This is a genomic window from Allobosea sp. Tri-44 (assembly GCF_004123845.1).
Taxonomy (GTDB): Bacteria; Pseudomonadota; Alphaproteobacteria; order Rhizobiales; family Beijerinckiaceae; genus Allobosea.
In genome coordinates this window covers 408,351-424,302 of the sequence record NZ_NBDP01000007.1, presented here as the reverse complement: position 1 = coordinate 424,302, position 15,952 = coordinate 408,351, and the positions used below count along the sequence as shown (strand labels likewise).

Genomic DNA, 15,952 nt, shown 5'->3' with positions numbered 1-15,952 from the left:
TGACCAGAAAAAGCCGATGGATCGACGATGCTGATGCACATGATCGGCACTCCTCCCTCATGCGGCTCATTCTGTGGAACCGCGCTGGATCGGATTATGTAATCGATTGCAAAACTGTCAACTGGCGACTTTCCAAGCTGTTCGCCAGCCGGCTGGCGAACCTGCACCGGAGCGCGGCCTTGCCCAGATGGCCGGGCCTAGTTCTCGTCCCGACTCGGAAGTTCCTCGTTTCCGGCTGCCCAGCCGTGCCTGCCGATCAGCGGCACGAAGCTGACGGGCGCAAGGCGTTCGCTGGCGAAGGTGCCTTCGGCCTGCCGCGTCAGCTTGGTCAGCACCTGCCCGTATCCGTTCAGCCCGACCGGGATGACGAGCCGCCCGTCGATGGCGAGCTGTTGCTTCAAGGCGCCGGGAATGTGGGGACTGCCGGCCGAGACGATGATCGCGTCGAACGGCGCCTCCGCAGGCAAACCTTCAGTCCCGTCGGCGCAGAGGATCTTGGCATTGTCGCAGCCGAGCTGCTGCAGCCGCTTCGTGGCCCGGGCCGCCAAGATGGCGTGCCGCTCGATCGCGAAGACCTTGCGCGCCATGCGGCTGAGCAGAGCCACTACGTAGCCCGAGCCGGCGCCGATTTCGAGTACCTTGTCCTGCGCAGCGATGGCGCCCGCCTCCAGCATCAAGGCGACGACATAGGGTTGCGAGAGCGTCTGTCCTTCCCCGATCGGGATCGGGCCATCCTGGTAGGCGAATGCTGCGAGCTGGGCCGCGATGAAAGCCTCGCGCGGAACCAGTCGCATCGCGTCCAGCACTTTCCGGTCGCGAATTCCGCGGCCGGCGAGTTGCTGCTCGACCATGCGCTGGCGGGCACGGGTGAAATCGGGGGGCTCCGGCATGACTACCTCCGCGGGCGGTGGCCCTACGGAACGAATTGTCGCCCGCGAAGCCGCAGCTGGAGATTCAACGTCAGGACAAGCCGCAGGTTCGCGAGAACCGGGCGCTACGAGGCCAGGACCTGCTCAATGCGCCAGCGCCGCGCCGCTACGGCTTGTAGCCGCTCAGCCCTGCTGGCCGGCCATCACCCGTTGCATGCCGCTCAGCACCGCCTTGAGCGAGGCCATGACGATATTCGGGTCGATGCCGACGCCGTGCACGACCCGGCCTTTCTCGGCCTGGAGCTGGACGTAGCAGGCGGCGGTTGCGTTGGCGCCGCGCCCGACCGCGTGCTCGTGATAGTCGAGGAAGGAGAACTCCACGCCATAGGTCGTCTTCAGCGCATCGACGAAGGCATCGATCGGGCCATTGCCGACACCCTCGATCGTGCGGATCGCGCCGTCCTGCTTCAGCTCCGCCGTCAGCGTCCGCGAGCCCTGCGCGTCCGGGAAGGTCTTGTGCGTGATCAGCTCCAGCGGCGCGTCGGCGAGGAGATATGTCTTGCTGAACAGGGACCAGAGCACGGCGCTGGTCAGCTCCTTGCCCTCCTCGTCCATCTGCTCCTGCGCGATCCTGGAGAACTCGATCTGCAGCGGGCGCGGCAGGTCGAGGCCGTGATCTGCCTGCAGGATATAGGCGATGCCGCCCTTGCCGGATTGCGAGTTGATCCGGATCACCGCCTCGTAGTCGCGGCCGACATCCTTGGGGTCGATCGGCAGATAGGGCACCTGGAAGATCGGGTCGTTGCGCTTCTCCTGCGCGTCGAAGCCCTTCTTGATCGCGTCCTGATGCGAGCCGGAGAAGGCGGTGTAGACGAGCTCGCCGACGTAAGGATGGCGCTCGTGCACCGGCAGCTGCGTGCAGTATTCGGCGATGCTGCGGATCTCGTTGACATCTCGCAGGTCGAGCGCCGGATCGATCCCCTGCGTGAACAGGTTCAGCGCCATGGTGACGATGTCGACATTGCCGGTGCGCTCGCCATTGCCGAACAGCGTGCCCTCGACGCGGTCGGCGCCGGCCATCAGCGCGAGCTCGGCTGCCGCCACCGCCGTGCCGCGGTCATTATGCGGATGGATCGAGAGCAGCACGCTGTCGCGGTCGGAGATGTTGCGCCCGAACCATTCGAACTGGTCGGCGTAGACATTGGGCGTCGCCATCTCGACGGTCGCCGGCAGGTTCAGGATCAGCTTGTTCTGCGCCGTCGGCTTGATCACCGCCTTGACCGCCTCGCAGATCTCGAGCGCGTAGTCGAGCTCGGTGCCGGTGAAGCTTTCCGGCGAGTACTCGAAGGTGAAATTGGTCTCGGGCGCATGCGCGGCCAGCGCCTTGATCTGGGCAGCCGCATCGGTCGCGATCTTGACGATGCCCTTGCGGTCGGAGCGGAAGACGACGTCGCGCTGCAACGTCGAGGTCGAGTTGTAGAAGTGCAGGATGACGTTCCTGGCGCCCTTCACTGCCTCGAAGGTGCGCTCGATCAGCTCGGAGCGGCACTGGGTCAGAACCTGGATCGCGACGTCGTCGGGGATCGCTCCGCTCTCGATGATCGAGCGGACGAAGTCGAAATCGGTCTGCGACGCCGCGGGGAAGGCGACCTCGATCTCCTTGAACCCCATTTTCACCAAGAGGTTGAACATGCGGTCCTTGCGATCGACGCCCATCGGCTCGATCAGCGCCTGGTTGCCGTCGCGCAGATCGACCGAGCACCAGATCGGCGCCTTGGTCAGTACCTGCGAGGGCCAGCGGCGATCGGGCAGGTTGACCGGCGCATAGGCGCGGTACTTGGAAATCGGCATTGTGGTCATGGGACAACCCTTGCGAAGGATGCGGCGTCAGGCCTGCTCGGGACCTTGCTGCGCCGTCATGCGATGGACAGGCCTTTGAACCCCGGCGCGCTCACGGCGCCGGGCGGCTAAGTCGAAGGGTCAGGCCCCGGATGGCGGACCGAAATCGCATGGTCGGACATAACCATCATGGCGGAGGAAGATCAATCCTGACGCCGACCCAGTTTCCGGACCGCACAGGTTGAAGACGAACTGTCATTCGTTTGTCGCGTGAGCATCCGCACAAGCTCGGCTTTCGATCAACGAGCCCCCGGCGATGCTGCGTTTCCTGGCCTTTCGCGTCCTGCGCGCGCTGCTGACGGTCGCGATCTGCGTCTCGGCGGTGTTCCTGGCGCTGCGGCTGGCCGGCGACCCCGCCGACATCATGCTCTCGATCGAGACGCCGCCGGACGTGCGCTCCCATTACCGCGAGCTCTGGGGGCTCGATCGCCCGCTCGCAGAACAATATCTGCGCTATCTCGCGAGCGTCGTTCGGGGCGATTTCGGCCTCTCCTTCGCCGATGACCGGCCAGCCTTCGCCGCGGTCGTCGATGCCCTGCCGAAGACCATGCTGCTGGGCGCCTGCGCGCTCATGCTCGCTCTGCTGATCGGCCTGCCGCTCGGCGTCCTGGCGGCGCTGCGCCACAACAGTGCGGTCGATAGGCTCGCCATGGCGATCGCCGTGCTCGGCTATGCGATCCCGATCTTCTTCCTCGGCATCCTGCTGATCCTGCTCTTCGCGCTGAAACTGCGCATGCTGCCCTCGGCGGGTTCCGAGACGCTTTGGCACCTGATCCTGCCGGTGGTGACGCTGGCCCTGCCGCTCGCTGGGCGCCTCGCCCGCTTCGCGCGAACCGCCACGCTCGAAGTCCTTGGCAAGCCGTTCATCCGCGCCGCCCGCGCCCGCGGGGTGATGCCGCTCTCGGTCATCCTGCGCCATGCCCTGCCCAATGCCGCCGTGCCGCTCCTGATGTTCATCGGCATCGAGATCGGCCACATCCTCGCCGGCAGCGCCGTGGTCGAGACGATCTTCGCCTGGCCGGGTATCGGCCGGCTTTTAGTCGATTCCGTCTCGACGCGCGATCTCGCGGTGGTCCAGGCGGTGATCCTGACGGTCACCGTAGTGATGGTCGCCGCCAATCTCCTGGTCGACATCCTGCACATCATGCTCGATCCGCGGCTCGGCGGCTTCTCCCGCAGCGCGAGCAAGCCGGCATGACGGCGAGCCTCGATCTCAGCAGCGCCCCGGCCTCCCGCCCGCGCGGTCGCCGCATGTCGCCGGTGGTGAAGCTCTCGGCCGGCTTCCTGGTCCTGGTCGTGCTCGTCGCGATCCTGGCCGACTGGCTGGCGCCGATCCACTACACCACGCAGAACCTGCTCGCCCGGCTGAAGCCGCCGCTGACGCAGAGCGGCGGCATGACCTACTGGCTCGGCACCGATCAGCTCGGCCGCGACATCCTCAGCCGCATGATCTACGCGGTCCGTACCTCGATCCTGATCGCGGTGATGGGCACGCTGATCGGGGCGGTGTTCGGTACGTTGCTCGGCTTCATCGCCGCCAGGATGCGCGGCATCGTCGACCAGACGATCATGATGCTGGTCGATGCGCAGGCGGCGATCCCGGCGCTGTTCCTGGCGCTGACCATGCTCGCCTTCTTCGGCAACAACATCGTGCTGTTCATCGTCCTGGTCAGCATCGACGGCTGGGACCGCTATACGCGGCTTGCCCGCGGCCTCGTCGCCTCCGAGCAGGAGAGCGACTACATCAACGCGGTCGAGGCTCTCGGCGCGCGCACCTCCCGCGTCGTCCTGCGCCATCTCCTGCCGAACATCGTCGCCGCCCTCGTGGTGCAGGCGACGCTCAACTTTCCCGGCACGATCCTGCTCGAGACCTCGCTCTCCTTCCTCGGCCTCGGCGTGCAGCCGCCCGGTACCTCGCTCGGCCTGATGCTCGGCGAGGGCCGGCGCTATCTCCTGAATGCCTGGTGGATCGCGGTCTTCCCCGGGCTCGTCATCTTCCTGACGACGCTGTCGATGAGCCTGTTCGGCGATTGGCTGCGCGACCGCCTCGATCCGACCAGCGAGCGGCATTGAGAGCATGAGCTTCGATATCGGCAAGATCACGGGGCCCCTCCCGCTCGCCATCGCCCATCGCGGCGGGGCCTTGCTTGGGCCAGAGAACAGTGTCGAGGCGTTCGAGCAGGCCAAGGCCGTCGGCGCCGCGATGGTCGAGACCGATCTGCGGCTGAGCGCCGACGGCGCCCTGGTCTGCCTGCACGATGCCGACCTCCTGCGCCTCGCCGGCGATCCGCGCCTCGTCGCCGAGACGAAGCTTGCCGAGCTGCGGGAGATCCTGCCCGGCCTGCTGACGTTGGAGGAGGCCATTGCTGCTTCCGCGCCGATCGGATTGCTACTCGACATCAAGCTCACCGTCCCGGCCGTGCTACCGCGCATCCTCGACGCCGTCACGGCAGCCGGTGCCACGACACGCGTGCTGCTCGGTCTGCGCTCGCTCGACCTCATCCCCGCGGCCCGCGTCCTGTCGCAGGAGATTGCGATCCTTGCTCTGGTCCCGGACCCGGATTCCCACGAGCAGGCGAAGGCCCTCGGCGCGAACTGGTTCCGCTTCTGGCAAAGCGAGGCGACGGTCGAGCGCATCGCCGCCGCACGGGCCGTCGGTCTGCGAACCGTCGTCATGGTCGGGCAGTCGCGCTCAGTCGCCTTAGTCGGCTATCCGCCGTTTCCGGTCGGGCGGATCGATGCCGACGGGATCGATCGCATCCTGTCGCTCGCTCCCGATGCGGTGATGCTCGACGATCCTCGACAGCTGTTGTCCACCCGTTCCGTCACGGCCCTGTCGTCTCGCTGAGGCATGGCAGCGCGATTGCGTGGCGAGCCGGACCGGCAGCGCCGCCGACATCGCTGCGAGACATGCCATGATCCCGATTTCCCGCCGCCATTTCCTGGAGGGTGCCTCCGCCACCTCGGCCCTGCTTGCCGCTCCGCAGGCATTCGCTGCTGGCGAGACGCGCCCGAACTTCACCGTCGCGGTCGCCGATCTGCCGGCGACGCTGGAGCCGGCGCGTGAGCTCTCCAATGTCGGCACGCGCGTCACCTATTCGATCTTCGACACGCTGATCCGCCGTGACTTCCTCGGCGCCGCCGATGGCGGCGGCTCCGAGCTGAAGCCGCATCTGGCCACAAAGTGGGAGCGCGTCTCGCCGCAGGAGCTGGTCGTCACGCTGCGCCAGGGCGTCAAGTTCCACAATGGCGACGAGCTGACCTCGGAAGACGTCGCCTACACCTTCCGCGACGGACGCCTCTGGGGCGACAAGGCCCAGATCCCCGGCGGCAAGCCCTATTTCGGCATCCTCGCCAGCGTCGAGCCGATCGACCGCTACACCGTGCGTTTCCGCACCAAGGTCCGGGACGTGCTGCTGGAACAGCGCCTCGCCTCCTGGTGCGCCTGGATCGTCAACAAGCGCGCCTATGAGGCGATGGGCTTCGAGGCCTATTCGCGCAAGCCCGTGGCGACCGGCCCCTATCGCGTCGTCTCGCATTCCGCCGCCGAGGCGACGGTGCTGGAAGCCTTCGACGACTATTTCATGGGCAAGCCGACGGCGAGGCGCGTCACCTTCCGGCGCGTGCCGGAGCTGGCGGCCCGTGTCGCCGGTCTCGTCGCGGGCGACTATGACCTGATCACCAATATCCCGCCGGACCAGATGAGCGTGGTCGGCGCCTACAAGGACATCGACGTCCGCTCCGTCGTGCTCGCGAATGTCCATGTCCTCGCCTACAACGAGCAGGACAAAGTCCTGTCCGACAAGCGGGTGCGGCAGGCGCTGAACTGCGCCATCGACCGGCAGAAGCTTGTCGATGCGCTCTGGCAGGGCACGGCGCAGGTGCCGGCGAGCCACAATTTCCCCGAATACGGCCAGATGTTCGTCGAGGGCCGCAAGCTGCCTTACGATCCGGCCAGGGCCAAGGCGCTGCTGCAGCAGGCGGGCTACAAGAGCGAGCCGATCGTCTACCGCACCATGGCGAACTACTACACCAATGCGTTGGAGGCGGCGCAGATCCTGGTCGAGCAGTGGAAGGCCGTCGGCATCAACGCCTCGCTGCAGGTCGTCGAGAACTCGACCCAGATGCGCGCTGCCGGTGCGCAGATCTTCAACTGGTCGAACTCGACGCGCCTGCCCGATCCGCTTGGCGCCATCTGGGTTGCCTGGGGTCCCGCCGGCGAGCACCAGGTCTCGAAGTTCTGGACCTCGGCTGAAGGCTTCAACAAGGCCGGCACGGCGCTGGAGGCGGAGGTCGACCCGGCCAGGCGCAAGGCGCTGTTCACGCAGATGCTCGACATCTGGGAGGATGAGGCGCCGGCGACGATCCTCTACCAGCCGAGCGAGGCCTATGCGATCAAGAAGGCGATCGCCTGGCGGCCGACGACCTTCTATTTCATGGATCTGCGCCCGGACAACCTGTCCTTCGCCCGCAGCTGAGCGGCGCGAAAACGGCAAGAAAAAGGGGCGACAGGTGTTATGCCACCAGCCCTGACGTACATAGTTTGGTAAAGAGCACGCAGCAGCGGCGCGCTGAGCGCTGCGGGGCGTAAAGCTTACCGATATTCGTGCATCAGATGGTTACGTAGCTGGGTCATTTTCGCGGGCACAAATGCTCACGGTAGGTGGCGGCGCGGCGCAACTGGCAGGGTCGCGCAGCCGCGCCGACGCCGATCCGCCGCGCTCACAGGTGCTGTTGGGTGCCTCCACGCTGTCTTCGCCTCGACGCGCTACATGGATCCGAAGGTACGCGGCTTCGTGGATATGTGCCGGGAGGCTTTCGAGGACGGCGTCGCAAGCTCGGCTTAAGCAGGGGAGTGGAGCGCCAGGAGCGGATATTGGCGCGCTGCCCGAAACCGGACATTCGGCTTGACCTTAGCGTAGCCGGAAGTGGTCAAACGGGCCGCATCTGCGAGCATATAGAAGGGCACGGTGTCCGCGCGCCGTGCCCTGCCCCGAGGCTATCGCGCCGCTTCTTCAATCAGCCCCGCAACGATCTGAGGTTGCGAGACCATCACGACATGAGAAGCATTCTCGACCACGACCGTGCGCTTTGAGTGGGCACGCTCGGCCATGAACGCAAGCGCACGGGCCGGGATGTTCTTGTCCCCGTCGCCATAGACGAAGTAGGACGGCAGCGACTTCCATGCGGGTTCGCCGGACTTCTCCGTCAGCGCAGCCTCGGTTATCGGACGCTGGCCGGCAGCCATCAGTGCCGTCGCCTCTGGCGAAACATCATGAGCGAACTGGTCACGGAATTTGGCCTGATCAATGTAGAGGTCGACGCCACCGCCAGCGAGCTTGACCGGCGGCGCCAGCGCCGCGCCCAGGGTGCCGCCAGGGAACTTGCCGGCGAGATCGGCAGCGGCTTCGCCGGCCTCGGGAGCGAACGCGGCCACATAGACCAGCGACTTGACGTTGCCGTGGCCCTTCGCCGCATTCGTGATGACTTGGCCGCCATAGGAATGCCCGACGAGGACCACCGGACCTGCAATGCTCGCGACGACGTCGGACACCAGGCGCGCATCACCCGACACGCTCCGCAGCGGATTGGCGACGGCGACTGTCGTGTATCCGTTCTTCTGGAGACTGGCGATGACCCCGTTCCAGCTCGAGGAGTCAGCGAAGGCGCCATGGACGAGGACGATGGTGGGCTTGGCCGACTGGGCCACCGCGGCGCCGGACAGAAGAGCGGTCGCGAGAGCAACCGTTGCAGCGATCTTGGACATGGTTTTTCCTTTCAGGGAATGCAGGCGCTCAGGCACGGATGAAGCTCAGGATATCGGCGTTGAAACGTCCGATCTGGGTCTCGGCGAGCCCGCGCGATCCGCCGGGATGGACCGTCAAGGTCGCATTCAGGACGCGAGCGCTGTTCAGTCCGGGAGAGGAATGTGCTCGTCCCGGTCGTCGACCGGGAGATCGAAGCGTCCCTTGCCCCAGTTCTGCGCACGCCATTCGGCCTTGGCTGCCTCGATGCGCTCCTTGGAGGAAGCCACGAAGTTCCACCAGATGTAGCGCGGTCCGCCGAGAGTGGCGCCGCCGAGGATCATCAGCCGCGCCCCCCTGGCGCCGGCTGCGACCGTGACCCTGTCGCCGGGGGCGGAAGACCATCATCTGGGGGGCCTCGTATTCCTGGCCGGCTATCGAGATCGAGCCCTCGACGATGTAGATGCCCCTGTCCTCGTGATCGTCCGGCATGGGCAGCCGGCTTCCCGCTTCGAGCCCGACATCGGCGTAGAACGTCTCCGAGAACATCGTCGCCGGGGCGCGCTCGCCATAGGCGTTCCCGAGGATGAGCCTGACCGAGACGCCGCGGTCCTCGATGACCGGCAAGGCCTCCTTGCCGTGATGCTCGAAGGTAGGCGCCATGTCCTCATGGCTTTCGGGCAAGGCCACCCAGGTCTGGATGCCGAACAGACTGTTCGGCCCGCTTCGGCTGGCTGCGGAGGTACGCTCGGAATGGGTAACACCACGTCCGGCGACCATCCAGTTCAGGGCGCCGGGGCGGATGATCTGATCGGCCCCGGTGCTGTCGCGGTGATGGAAATCGCCGCGGAAGAGATAGGTTACGGTGCCGAGACCGATATGCGGGTGCGGCCGGACGTCGATGCCCTGGCCGGTCAGCAGCTCGGCCGGCCCGGCCTGGTCGAAGAAGATGAACGGCCCGACCATCTGCCGCTTCGGCGCCGGCAAGGCCCGCCGCACCTCGAAGCCGCCGAGGTCCCGGGCGCGCGGAACGATCAGGGTCTCGATAGCGTCCATGCCGACATCGTCGGGGCAGCCGGGTTCGATTGCTGGGTTCCAACTCATGCGTCGCGATCTCCTGGCAGCACCTCTACGGACGGTCGACCTAGCGAGCCGCCACTCTCGCGACTAGCCGCGGGGGGCGCTAAGCTGTGTCGCCGCAAGCGGAACTCACCGGCACAACGCCCTCGCCATTCGGATTGGACTGACCAATCTCCGCGAAACGCGGATCGTGTTCGAGCATTTCGATCAACAATTCGGTCAGCACCCGGATCTTGCGTTCGGGGTGCTGGCCCGGGGGACGGACAACATAGGCGCCGGCCGGTGGCGGCGGATAGCGCATCATGATTGGAACGAGCGCGCCAGCCGCTACATGCTCATGGATCATGCAGTCGGGCAGCCAGGCGATACCGAGCCCCGCTGCTGCGGCAGCAACGAGAGCCGTGGCACTGTCTGCCTTGAAGCGCCCCTGCGGCTGGATGGTGACGATCTTGTCACCGTCCATGAATTGCCAGGTCTCCATGCCCTGCATCAAAGCCGGATGGGCGGCGATCTCCTCGGGTTTCTCAGGGGAGCCGTGAGTCTTGATATAGTCCGGGCTCGCGACGAGCTTGCCGTAGATCGGGCCGACACGCCTTGCGACCAGACTTGAGTCCTGCAGGTAGCCGACACGGATCGCGCAGTCGAAGCCCTCGGCGATGAGATCGACGAAGCGGTCGCTGTAGACGGTATGGATGTGGAGCTGCGGATGGCGTCGCGCCAGTTCGGCGAGCATCGGAGCAAAGTGCGTCGGCCCGAAGGTCAGCGGCATGGCGATCCGCAGGCGGCCGCGAAGGTCGCCGTTCTGCAGGATCGCTTCCCTCGCCAGCTCGATCTCGGCGGAGACCCTGGCCGCGTGATCGCGGAATGTCGCGCCGGCTTCCGTGAGCGCCGCGCCGCGGGTCGTGCGCGCAAGCAGCTGGACTCCGAGCCCCGATTCTAGCCGCAGCAGCCGTCGGCTCACGATGGACTTGGACAGGCCGAGCCGGCGCGCGGCGGGCGAGACGCCTCCGGCATCAGCAACCGCCACGAATGTCTGCAGATCTTCGATCTCCAATTTGGCGTTCCTCATCTTGCGACACAGCTTGCCGAACCTCGGCACTATCGTAGCGCACTTGGGAACGGCATTACACGATCGGCGCCGCCCCTGGCGAAACTGCCAGGCAGACACGCCGCTCATCGACGACATCAAAAAGGATAGTCATGACCTTTCGTAACGGCCTGAAGTCGCTTCTTCGCCCGGAAGATTCTGTCCTCGTCCTAATCGACCACCAGCCTTTCCAGCTCACGAACCTGAACAGCCACGACCCGCATATGGCGGTCAACAATGCGACGGCTCTGGCGAAGGCCGCCAAGGCATTCAGCGTCCCGACCATTCTCACGAGCGTGATCGCTGAGCGAGGCGGTCTCATCTTCCCGCAGATCACCGATGTCTTCCCGGGTCAGGACGTGATCGACCGGACGTTCGTCAACACCTGGGAAGATCCGAAGGTGGTGGACGCGGTCAAGGCGACGGGCCGTAAGCAGCTGATCATCGCGGGCCTCTGGACCGAAGTCTGCGTCGCGATGCCGGCGATCCAGGCTCTCGGCGAGGGCTGGGACGTGACCGTGGTCACGGATGCCTGCGGCGGCATTTCTGTTGAATCCCACGAGGTCGCCATCCAGCGCATGATCGCGGCCGGCGCGAATATGATGACATGGCTCGCCGTCATGGCCGAATGGCAGCGCGACTGGGCCCGCATCGAAACCGCTGGCAAGGTGACGGACGTGCTCAAGGAACATGCTGCGGGCAGTGGCATCGCCTATCTATGGGAGCAGCAGCTGCTCAACACGCCGGTCCCGAGCGCCGCCGGCTGACCTGTTCGGGTGGCAAGCCGCGGCGAAATGCCCTGCGAGATGATGTGTCCGGTGTCGCGGCTCGCACCTCCCTGTGTGCCGGGCCCCGTGAAGCCCCGGCGATCCAGCCGCCGCTTCCGCCGAAGCCTGAAACAATTGTCGCCGCGAAAGTGGACCATCGCTTTCGCGGCAGCAACGCTGCCTGTTGTTGCAGACGCACAGACAGGCACGGATATCGGCCGCGCGCCGACCTTGACGATCGAGCGTTACCCCGAAAGCTGGTCCTATCTCGCAGACCCGACGCAGCGGACGGGGCGGTGGACGGAGCCGTTCAAGTACACCCCCTTGAGCGCGGATGGATCGACCTATCTCACGACAGGCCTCGAGGTCCGATCACGCTACGAAGGCTATGCCAATGTCCGCTGGGGCGCGGCGCCGGACGATGGCTATGTCTGGCATCGCTTCATGCCTTACATCGATTTTCATGCGGGCAGGCTGCGCCTGTTCGCACAACCCATGCTCTCCGGGATTTCAGGCGTTCGCCGCGCCAAGAGGCCTGTCGATACGACTGGTGCCGATATGCTGCAGGCATTCGTCGAGGTGGAAGCGGATGTCGCTGAGGAGACCTCGCTGCGGCTGTCGGCAGGCCGCAAGCTCGTCTCACTAGGCGCGGGGCGCTTCGTCGACACGCGCTACGGTCCCAATGTCCCTCAGGCGTTCGACGGCCTCGACATGTCCCTTACGGCCAAGTCCTGGCAGGTGACGGCTCTTTATTTTCGCCCGGTCGACAACAGGCTGGACGATTTCGATGACCGGACGTCGTCCCAGAAGTCCCTCTGGGGCGTCTATGCGACGCGCTGGCTGGGAGATAGTCGTGCGAACGGCTTCGACGGCTATTATCTCGGGCTGCGGGACCGGAATGCGGTCTACGACCAGGGCGCCGGCAAAGAGCTGGTCCACACTTTCGGCACCCGGATTTTCGGAGACACCGGCTCCTCATACTGGAACCTCGAGGCCGCTGTTCAGCAAGGAACATTCGCCCGCCACCGCAGGGTGGGCTGGGGGATCGGCGGCGAAGTTGGCCATCGCTTTTCGCAGGCTCCGCTGCAGCCCGACCTCAGGCTGACGGCAGACATGATCTCCGGCGACGACGACCCGGACGATCCAAGGCTCGGTACGTTCAATCCGCTGTTTCCCAGGGGCAAGTATTTTGCGTCCCAATCGCCGATCGGACCGCGCAACCTGATCCAGCTTCGACCATCCGTCACGATCCGTCCGCACAAGGACGTCGAGCTGTCGCTGTCGGGTACGGCCTATTGGCGGCAGAGCACCGGCGACGGCATCTACGCGATCTCGGGGGCCCTCGTCCGCAGTGGCAAAAACAGCAACGCGCGCTTCATCGGGACGCAGGCCGAGATCGCCGCGGCGTGGCAGGCAACGCCGGAGCTGAATCTCGCAGCGTCGGTCGGTGTCTTCGACCCTGGTAGGTTCATTCGGGAAACCGGACCCTCGCAAGTCATCAAGCTGCTCGGCCTCACCGCCAACTACCGATTCTGACGATGAGAACATCGTTCGTCAAAAAGCGAGTGTTCGAGCAAGTCGGGAATGGCGGGCAGCTAAGGCACGTCACCCGGATCGAAAACTCGCGCGCCATGAACCGCCTTTTCCCCAGTTCTGCGCGCTGCGCCTGCGTCGCCCCATGAGTTTGCAAGGACCATCCATGGAAATCGGTATCGACAGCTTTGCAGCCATCCTGCCCGATCCGGCGACGGGCAAACCTCCTTCGCCAACCGATCGCATGGCCGATCTCCTCGACGAGGTCGAGGTCGCGGACCGCGCCGGGCTCGACGTCTTCGGCATCGGCGAGCACCATCGCGCCGAGTTCCTCGACTCCGCACCGGTGATCATTTTGGCTGCGGCGGCGGCCCGCACCAGCCGGATCCGACTGACGAGCGCGGTGACGGTGCTGAGCGCCGCCGACCCGGTCCGGATCTTCCAGGAGTTTGCGACGCTCGACCTGATCGCCAGGGGGCGGGCCGAGATCATCGTCGGACGCGGCTCGTTCGGCGAGGCCTACCCGCTGTTTGGCCTGGACCCGCGCGACTATGACGACCTCTTCGCCGAGAAGCTCGATCTGCTCCTGAAGCTCAACGAGACGACCTATCCGATCTGGAAAGGGCGCTTCCGTCCGGCGCTCGAGGGTCAGGGCATTTACCCGCGCCCACACCAGCCCCGCCTGCCGGTCTGGGTCGGCGTGGGCGGCACGCCGCAATCCTTCGCCCGCGCCGGCACGCTCGGCCTGCCGCTGATGGTGGCGATAATCGGTGGCACATTCGAGCGCTTTCGCCCGCTCGTTGACCTCTATCGCGAAGCCGGCAAGAGCGCCGGGCATGATCCCGAGAAGCTCAAGGTCGGCATCCATGCGATGGGCTTCGTCGGCGAGACCGACATGGCGGCCAGGGACGCCTTCTTCCCCGGCTGGGCGCATCTGACGGGCAGGATTGGCCGCGAGCGCGGCTGGCCGCCGCCGTCGCGCCAGCAGTTCGACGCCATGGCGGGTCCGGAAGGCGCGTTCCTGATCGGCGATCCGGCGACGGTCGCAGCCAAGATGCTCCAGGCCAACGAGACGCTCGGCGGCGTCGCGCGCATCACCTTCCAGATGAGCACCGCCTCGCTCGAAACGGCGGCGATGAAGCGTTCGATCGAGCTGTTGGGCAGCGAGGTCGCGCCGATCATCCGGAATGCACTGGTGGCGACAGACAGAACCGGAAAGACGATCTGATGGCTGAAGCAGGCTTGGGGCAGATGATCGCGCCCGCTGTCGTTCTGATGGGCGCGGCTGTGGTTGCCGTGCCGCTGTTCCGGCGGCTCGGCCTCGGCTCGGTCCTCGGCTACTTCGCCGCCGGCGTGCTGGTGGGGCCTTCGGTGCTCGGCCTGTTCGCCGATGCCCAGGCCATCCTGCATTTCTCAGAGCTTGGAGTGGTGATGTTCCTGTTCGTGATCGGACTGGAACTGCGCCCGCCCAAGCTCTGGGCCATGCGCGGCCAGATCTTCGGACTGGGCCTCGCCCAGGTGTTTTCTGCAATCGCGGCCCTCATGCTGGCGGGCGCTGCCCTGTTCAATCTCCCCGGTCAGGTCGCCTTCATCGCCGGGGCGGGCTTCGTCCTGTCTTCGACCGCCGTCATCATGTCGGTGCTGCAGGACCGCGGCGAGATGTCGAGCGCGGAGGGGCAGAAGTCCGTCGCGATCCTCCTGTTCGAAGACCTGATGATCGTGCCGCTCCTGGCCGCGGTCGCCTTCCTGTCGCCTCTCGCACAAGGACAGGCGGGATGGAACGGTGTCTTGATCGCGATCGCCGCCTTAGCCGTGCTGCTGGCGGTGTCGCGCTGGGCCCTGAACCCGCTCTTCGCTCTGCTGGCCCAAGCGCGGACGCGCGAGGTTCTGACCGCAGGCGCGCTGCTGGTTGTGCTCGGCGCGGCGCTGCTCATGGAGGTCGCCGGGCTGTCGATGGCGATGGGTGCCTTCCTCGCCGGCGTTATGCTCTCGAGTTCGAGCTATCGCCACCAGATCGAAAGCGACATCGAGCCATTTCGCGGCCTGCTCATGGGGCTGTTTTTCCTGGCCGTCGGCATGTCGCTGAACCTTGCAGTCGTCGCGGCCGAATGGCGCCTCTTGCTGGCCATGCTGGCCGCCTTTACCATCGCGAAGGGCGTCGTGGTATATTCCGTTGCCCTGCTGTTCGGCGGCTCCAGCCGCCAGGCTTTGCACCGAACCTCGATGTTCCTGCAGGGTGGCGAGTTCGCCTTCGTCCTCTACGCCGCGGCGACGTCGGCCGGCGTGATCGATGCGCGGGAAAACGCGCTGTTTTCCACCGTCGTGATCCTGTCCATGGCCCTGACGCCGCTGCTGATGATCGCGGCCGACAGGCTGTTGCGCAGCGAAGCGTCGATGGATGGCGTCGACGCCGCCCGCGACCTCAAGGGGCGGATCCTCCTCATCGGCTTCGGACGCTTCGGCCAGATCTCTTCGCAGGCGCTTCTCTCCAGAGGCGTCGACCTGGCCGTCATCGACAGGGAGCCCGACCGGATCCGCGACGCGGCCCGATACGGGTTCAAGGTGTACTTCGGCGACGGCGCCCGGCTCGACGTCTTGCGCCAGTCCGGCGCCGGGTTGGCAGATGCGATCATAATCTGCATCGACGATCCCAAGGCCGCGCTGCAAATCGTGGAACTGGCGCAGCACGAATTTCCTCAGGCCAAACTGCTCGTTCGCAGCTACGACCGTGGCCATGCCGTGGATCTCATCCGCGCCGGTGTCGACTACCAGATCCGCGAGACGGCCGAGTCCGCCTATCTGATGGGGGCGGAGGGCTTGCGGGTGCTGGGCTTTGCCGATGTCGACATCGAGGAAGCCGTCGAGGACATCCGTCGGCGCGATACCGAGCGGCTGGCCGAGCAGGTTCAGGGTGACTCCATGTCGGGCAGCGACCGACTCCACGTCCAACCCGTCCCGGACCGCTGAGCGGAA

12 protein-coding genes and 1 pseudogene are annotated in these 15,952 nt (G+C 65.8%); 8 read left to right on the top strand and 5 right to left on the bottom strand.

Annotated features, from left to right (window positions below; translation table 11 throughout):
* Nucleotides 1–197 precede the first annotated feature (197 nt).
* Together B6S44_RS08495 and leuA are read right to left on the bottom strand one after the other, a co-directional pair.
* Nucleotides 198–890: a protein-L-isoaspartate(D-aspartate) O-methyltransferase gene (locus B6S44_RS08495; protein ID WP_129156444.1), complete on the bottom strand. Its 693-nt coding sequence runs from the start codon at nt 888–890 to the stop codon at nt 198–200.
* Between the two features lie 162 nt (nt 891–1,052).
* Nucleotides 1,053–2,720, bottom strand: a complete 1,668-nt coding sequence (gene leuA / locus B6S44_RS08490; protein WP_129156618.1) for a 2-isopropylmalate synthase — start codon at nt 2,718–2,720, stop codon at nt 1,053–1,055.
* A 304-nt stretch (nt 2,721–3,024) separates the two neighbouring features.
* On the opposite strand from leuA, the gene B6S44_RS08485 reads away from it, so the two are divergent.
* From B6S44_RS08485 to B6S44_RS08470, 4 genes are all read left to right on the top strand, one after another.
* A complete protein-coding gene (locus B6S44_RS08485) occupies nt 3,025–3,966 on the top strand; it encodes an ABC transporter permease (protein WP_129156443.1) in 942 nt (313 codons plus the stop codon).
* Nucleotides 3,963–4,841: an ABC transporter permease gene (locus B6S44_RS08480; protein ID WP_206735099.1), complete on the top strand. Its 879-nt coding sequence runs from the start codon at nt 3,963–3,965 to the stop codon at nt 4,839–4,841. The genes B6S44_RS08485 and B6S44_RS08480 overlap by 4 nt, the downstream gene beginning before the upstream one ends.
* Before the next feature lie 4 nt (nt 4,842–4,845).
* Nucleotides 4,846–5,616: a glycerophosphodiester phosphodiesterase gene (locus B6S44_RS08475; protein ID WP_129156442.1), complete on the top strand. Its 771-nt coding sequence runs from the start codon at nt 4,846–4,848 to the stop codon at nt 5,614–5,616.
* 67 nt (nt 5,617–5,683) lie between these two features.
* A complete protein-coding gene (locus tag B6S44_RS08470) occupies nt 5,684–7,246 on the top strand; it encodes an ABC transporter substrate-binding protein (protein ID WP_129156441.1) in 1,563 nt (520 codons plus the stop codon).
* Between the two features lie 521 nt (nt 7,247–7,767).
* Here B6S44_RS08470 and B6S44_RS08460 read toward each other — a convergent pair.
* From B6S44_RS08460 to B6S44_RS08450, 3 genes and pseudogenes are all read right to left on the bottom strand, one after another.
* The gene (locus B6S44_RS08460; protein ID WP_129156440.1) at nt 7,768–8,535 is read right to left on the bottom strand and encodes an alpha/beta fold hydrolase; all 768 of its coding nucleotides are present in this window, start codon (nt 8,533–8,535) and stop codon (nt 7,768–7,770) included.
* Nucleotides 8,536–8,679: 144 nt separating this feature from the next.
* Nucleotides 8,680–9,616 (bottom strand): annotated as a pseudogene (locus tag B6S44_RS08455) (pirin family protein).
* Between the two features lie 79 nt (nt 9,617–9,695).
* Nucleotides 9,696–10,646, bottom strand: a complete 951-nt coding sequence (locus tag B6S44_RS08450) for a LysR family transcriptional regulator (protein WP_129156616.1) — start codon at nt 10,644–10,646, stop codon at nt 9,696–9,698.
* A gap of 146 nt (nt 10,647–10,792) precedes the next feature.
* Between B6S44_RS08450 and B6S44_RS08445 the strand changes: the two genes are divergently transcribed.
* From B6S44_RS08445 to B6S44_RS08430, 4 genes are all read left to right on the top strand, one after another.
* On the top strand, nt 10,793–11,446 hold the full coding sequence (locus tag B6S44_RS08445; RefSeq protein WP_129156439.1) for a hydrolase: 654 nt from the start codon (nt 10,793–10,795) through the stop codon (nt 11,444–11,446).
* 51 nt (nt 11,447–11,497) lie between these two features.
* The gene (locus tag B6S44_RS08440) at nt 11,498–12,982 is read left to right on the top strand and encodes an alginate export family protein (RefSeq protein WP_164985760.1); all 1,485 of its coding nucleotides are present in this window, start codon (nt 11,498–11,500) and stop codon (nt 12,980–12,982) included.
* Between the two features lie 163 nt (nt 12,983–13,145).
* Nucleotides 13,146–14,207, top strand: a complete 1,062-nt coding sequence (locus B6S44_RS08435) for an LLM class flavin-dependent oxidoreductase (RefSeq protein ID WP_129156437.1) — start codon at nt 13,146–13,148, stop codon at nt 14,205–14,207.
* On the top strand, nt 14,207–15,946 hold the full coding sequence (locus B6S44_RS08430; protein ID WP_206735098.1) for a monovalent cation:proton antiporter-2 (CPA2) family protein: 1,740 nt from the start codon (nt 14,207–14,209) through the stop codon (nt 15,944–15,946). Before B6S44_RS08435 ends, B6S44_RS08430 begins: the two co-directional genes overlap by 1 nt.
* Nucleotides 15,947–15,952 lie beyond the last annotated feature (6 nt).

Coding starts and splice junctions, on each gene's coding strand:
- B6S44_RS08495 (WP_129156444.1), bottom strand. CDS start 890: ATGCCGGAGCCCCCCGATTTCACCCGTGCCCGCCAGCGCATGGTCGAG.
- leuA (WP_129156618.1), bottom strand. CDS start 2,720: ATGCCGATTTCCAAGTACCGCGCCTATGCGCCGGTCAACCTGCCCGAT.
- B6S44_RS08485 (WP_129156443.1), top strand. CDS start 3,025: ATGCTGCGTTTCCTGGCCTTTCGCGTCCTGCGCGCGCTGCTGACGGTC.
- B6S44_RS08480 (WP_206735099.1), top strand. CDS start 3,963: ATGACGGCGAGCCTCGATCTCAGCAGCGCCCCGGCCTCCCGCCCGCGC.
- B6S44_RS08475 (WP_129156442.1), top strand. CDS start 4,846: ATGAGCTTCGATATCGGCAAGATCACGGGGCCCCTCCCGCTCGCCATC.
- B6S44_RS08470 (WP_129156441.1), top strand. CDS start 5,684: ATGATCCCGATTTCCCGCCGCCATTTCCTGGAGGGTGCCTCCGCCACC.
- B6S44_RS08460 (WP_129156440.1), bottom strand. CDS start 8,535: ATGTCCAAGATCGCTGCAACGGTTGCTCTCGCGACCGCTCTTCTGTCC.
- B6S44_RS08445 (WP_129156439.1), top strand. CDS start 10,793: ATGACCTTTCGTAACGGCCTGAAGTCGCTTCTTCGCCCGGAAGATTCT.
- B6S44_RS08435 (WP_129156437.1), top strand. CDS start 13,146: ATGGAAATCGGTATCGACAGCTTTGCAGCCATCCTGCCCGATCCGGCG.
- B6S44_RS08430 (WP_206735098.1), top strand. CDS start 14,207: ATGGCTGAAGCAGGCTTGGGGCAGATGATCGCGCCCGCTGTCGTTCTG.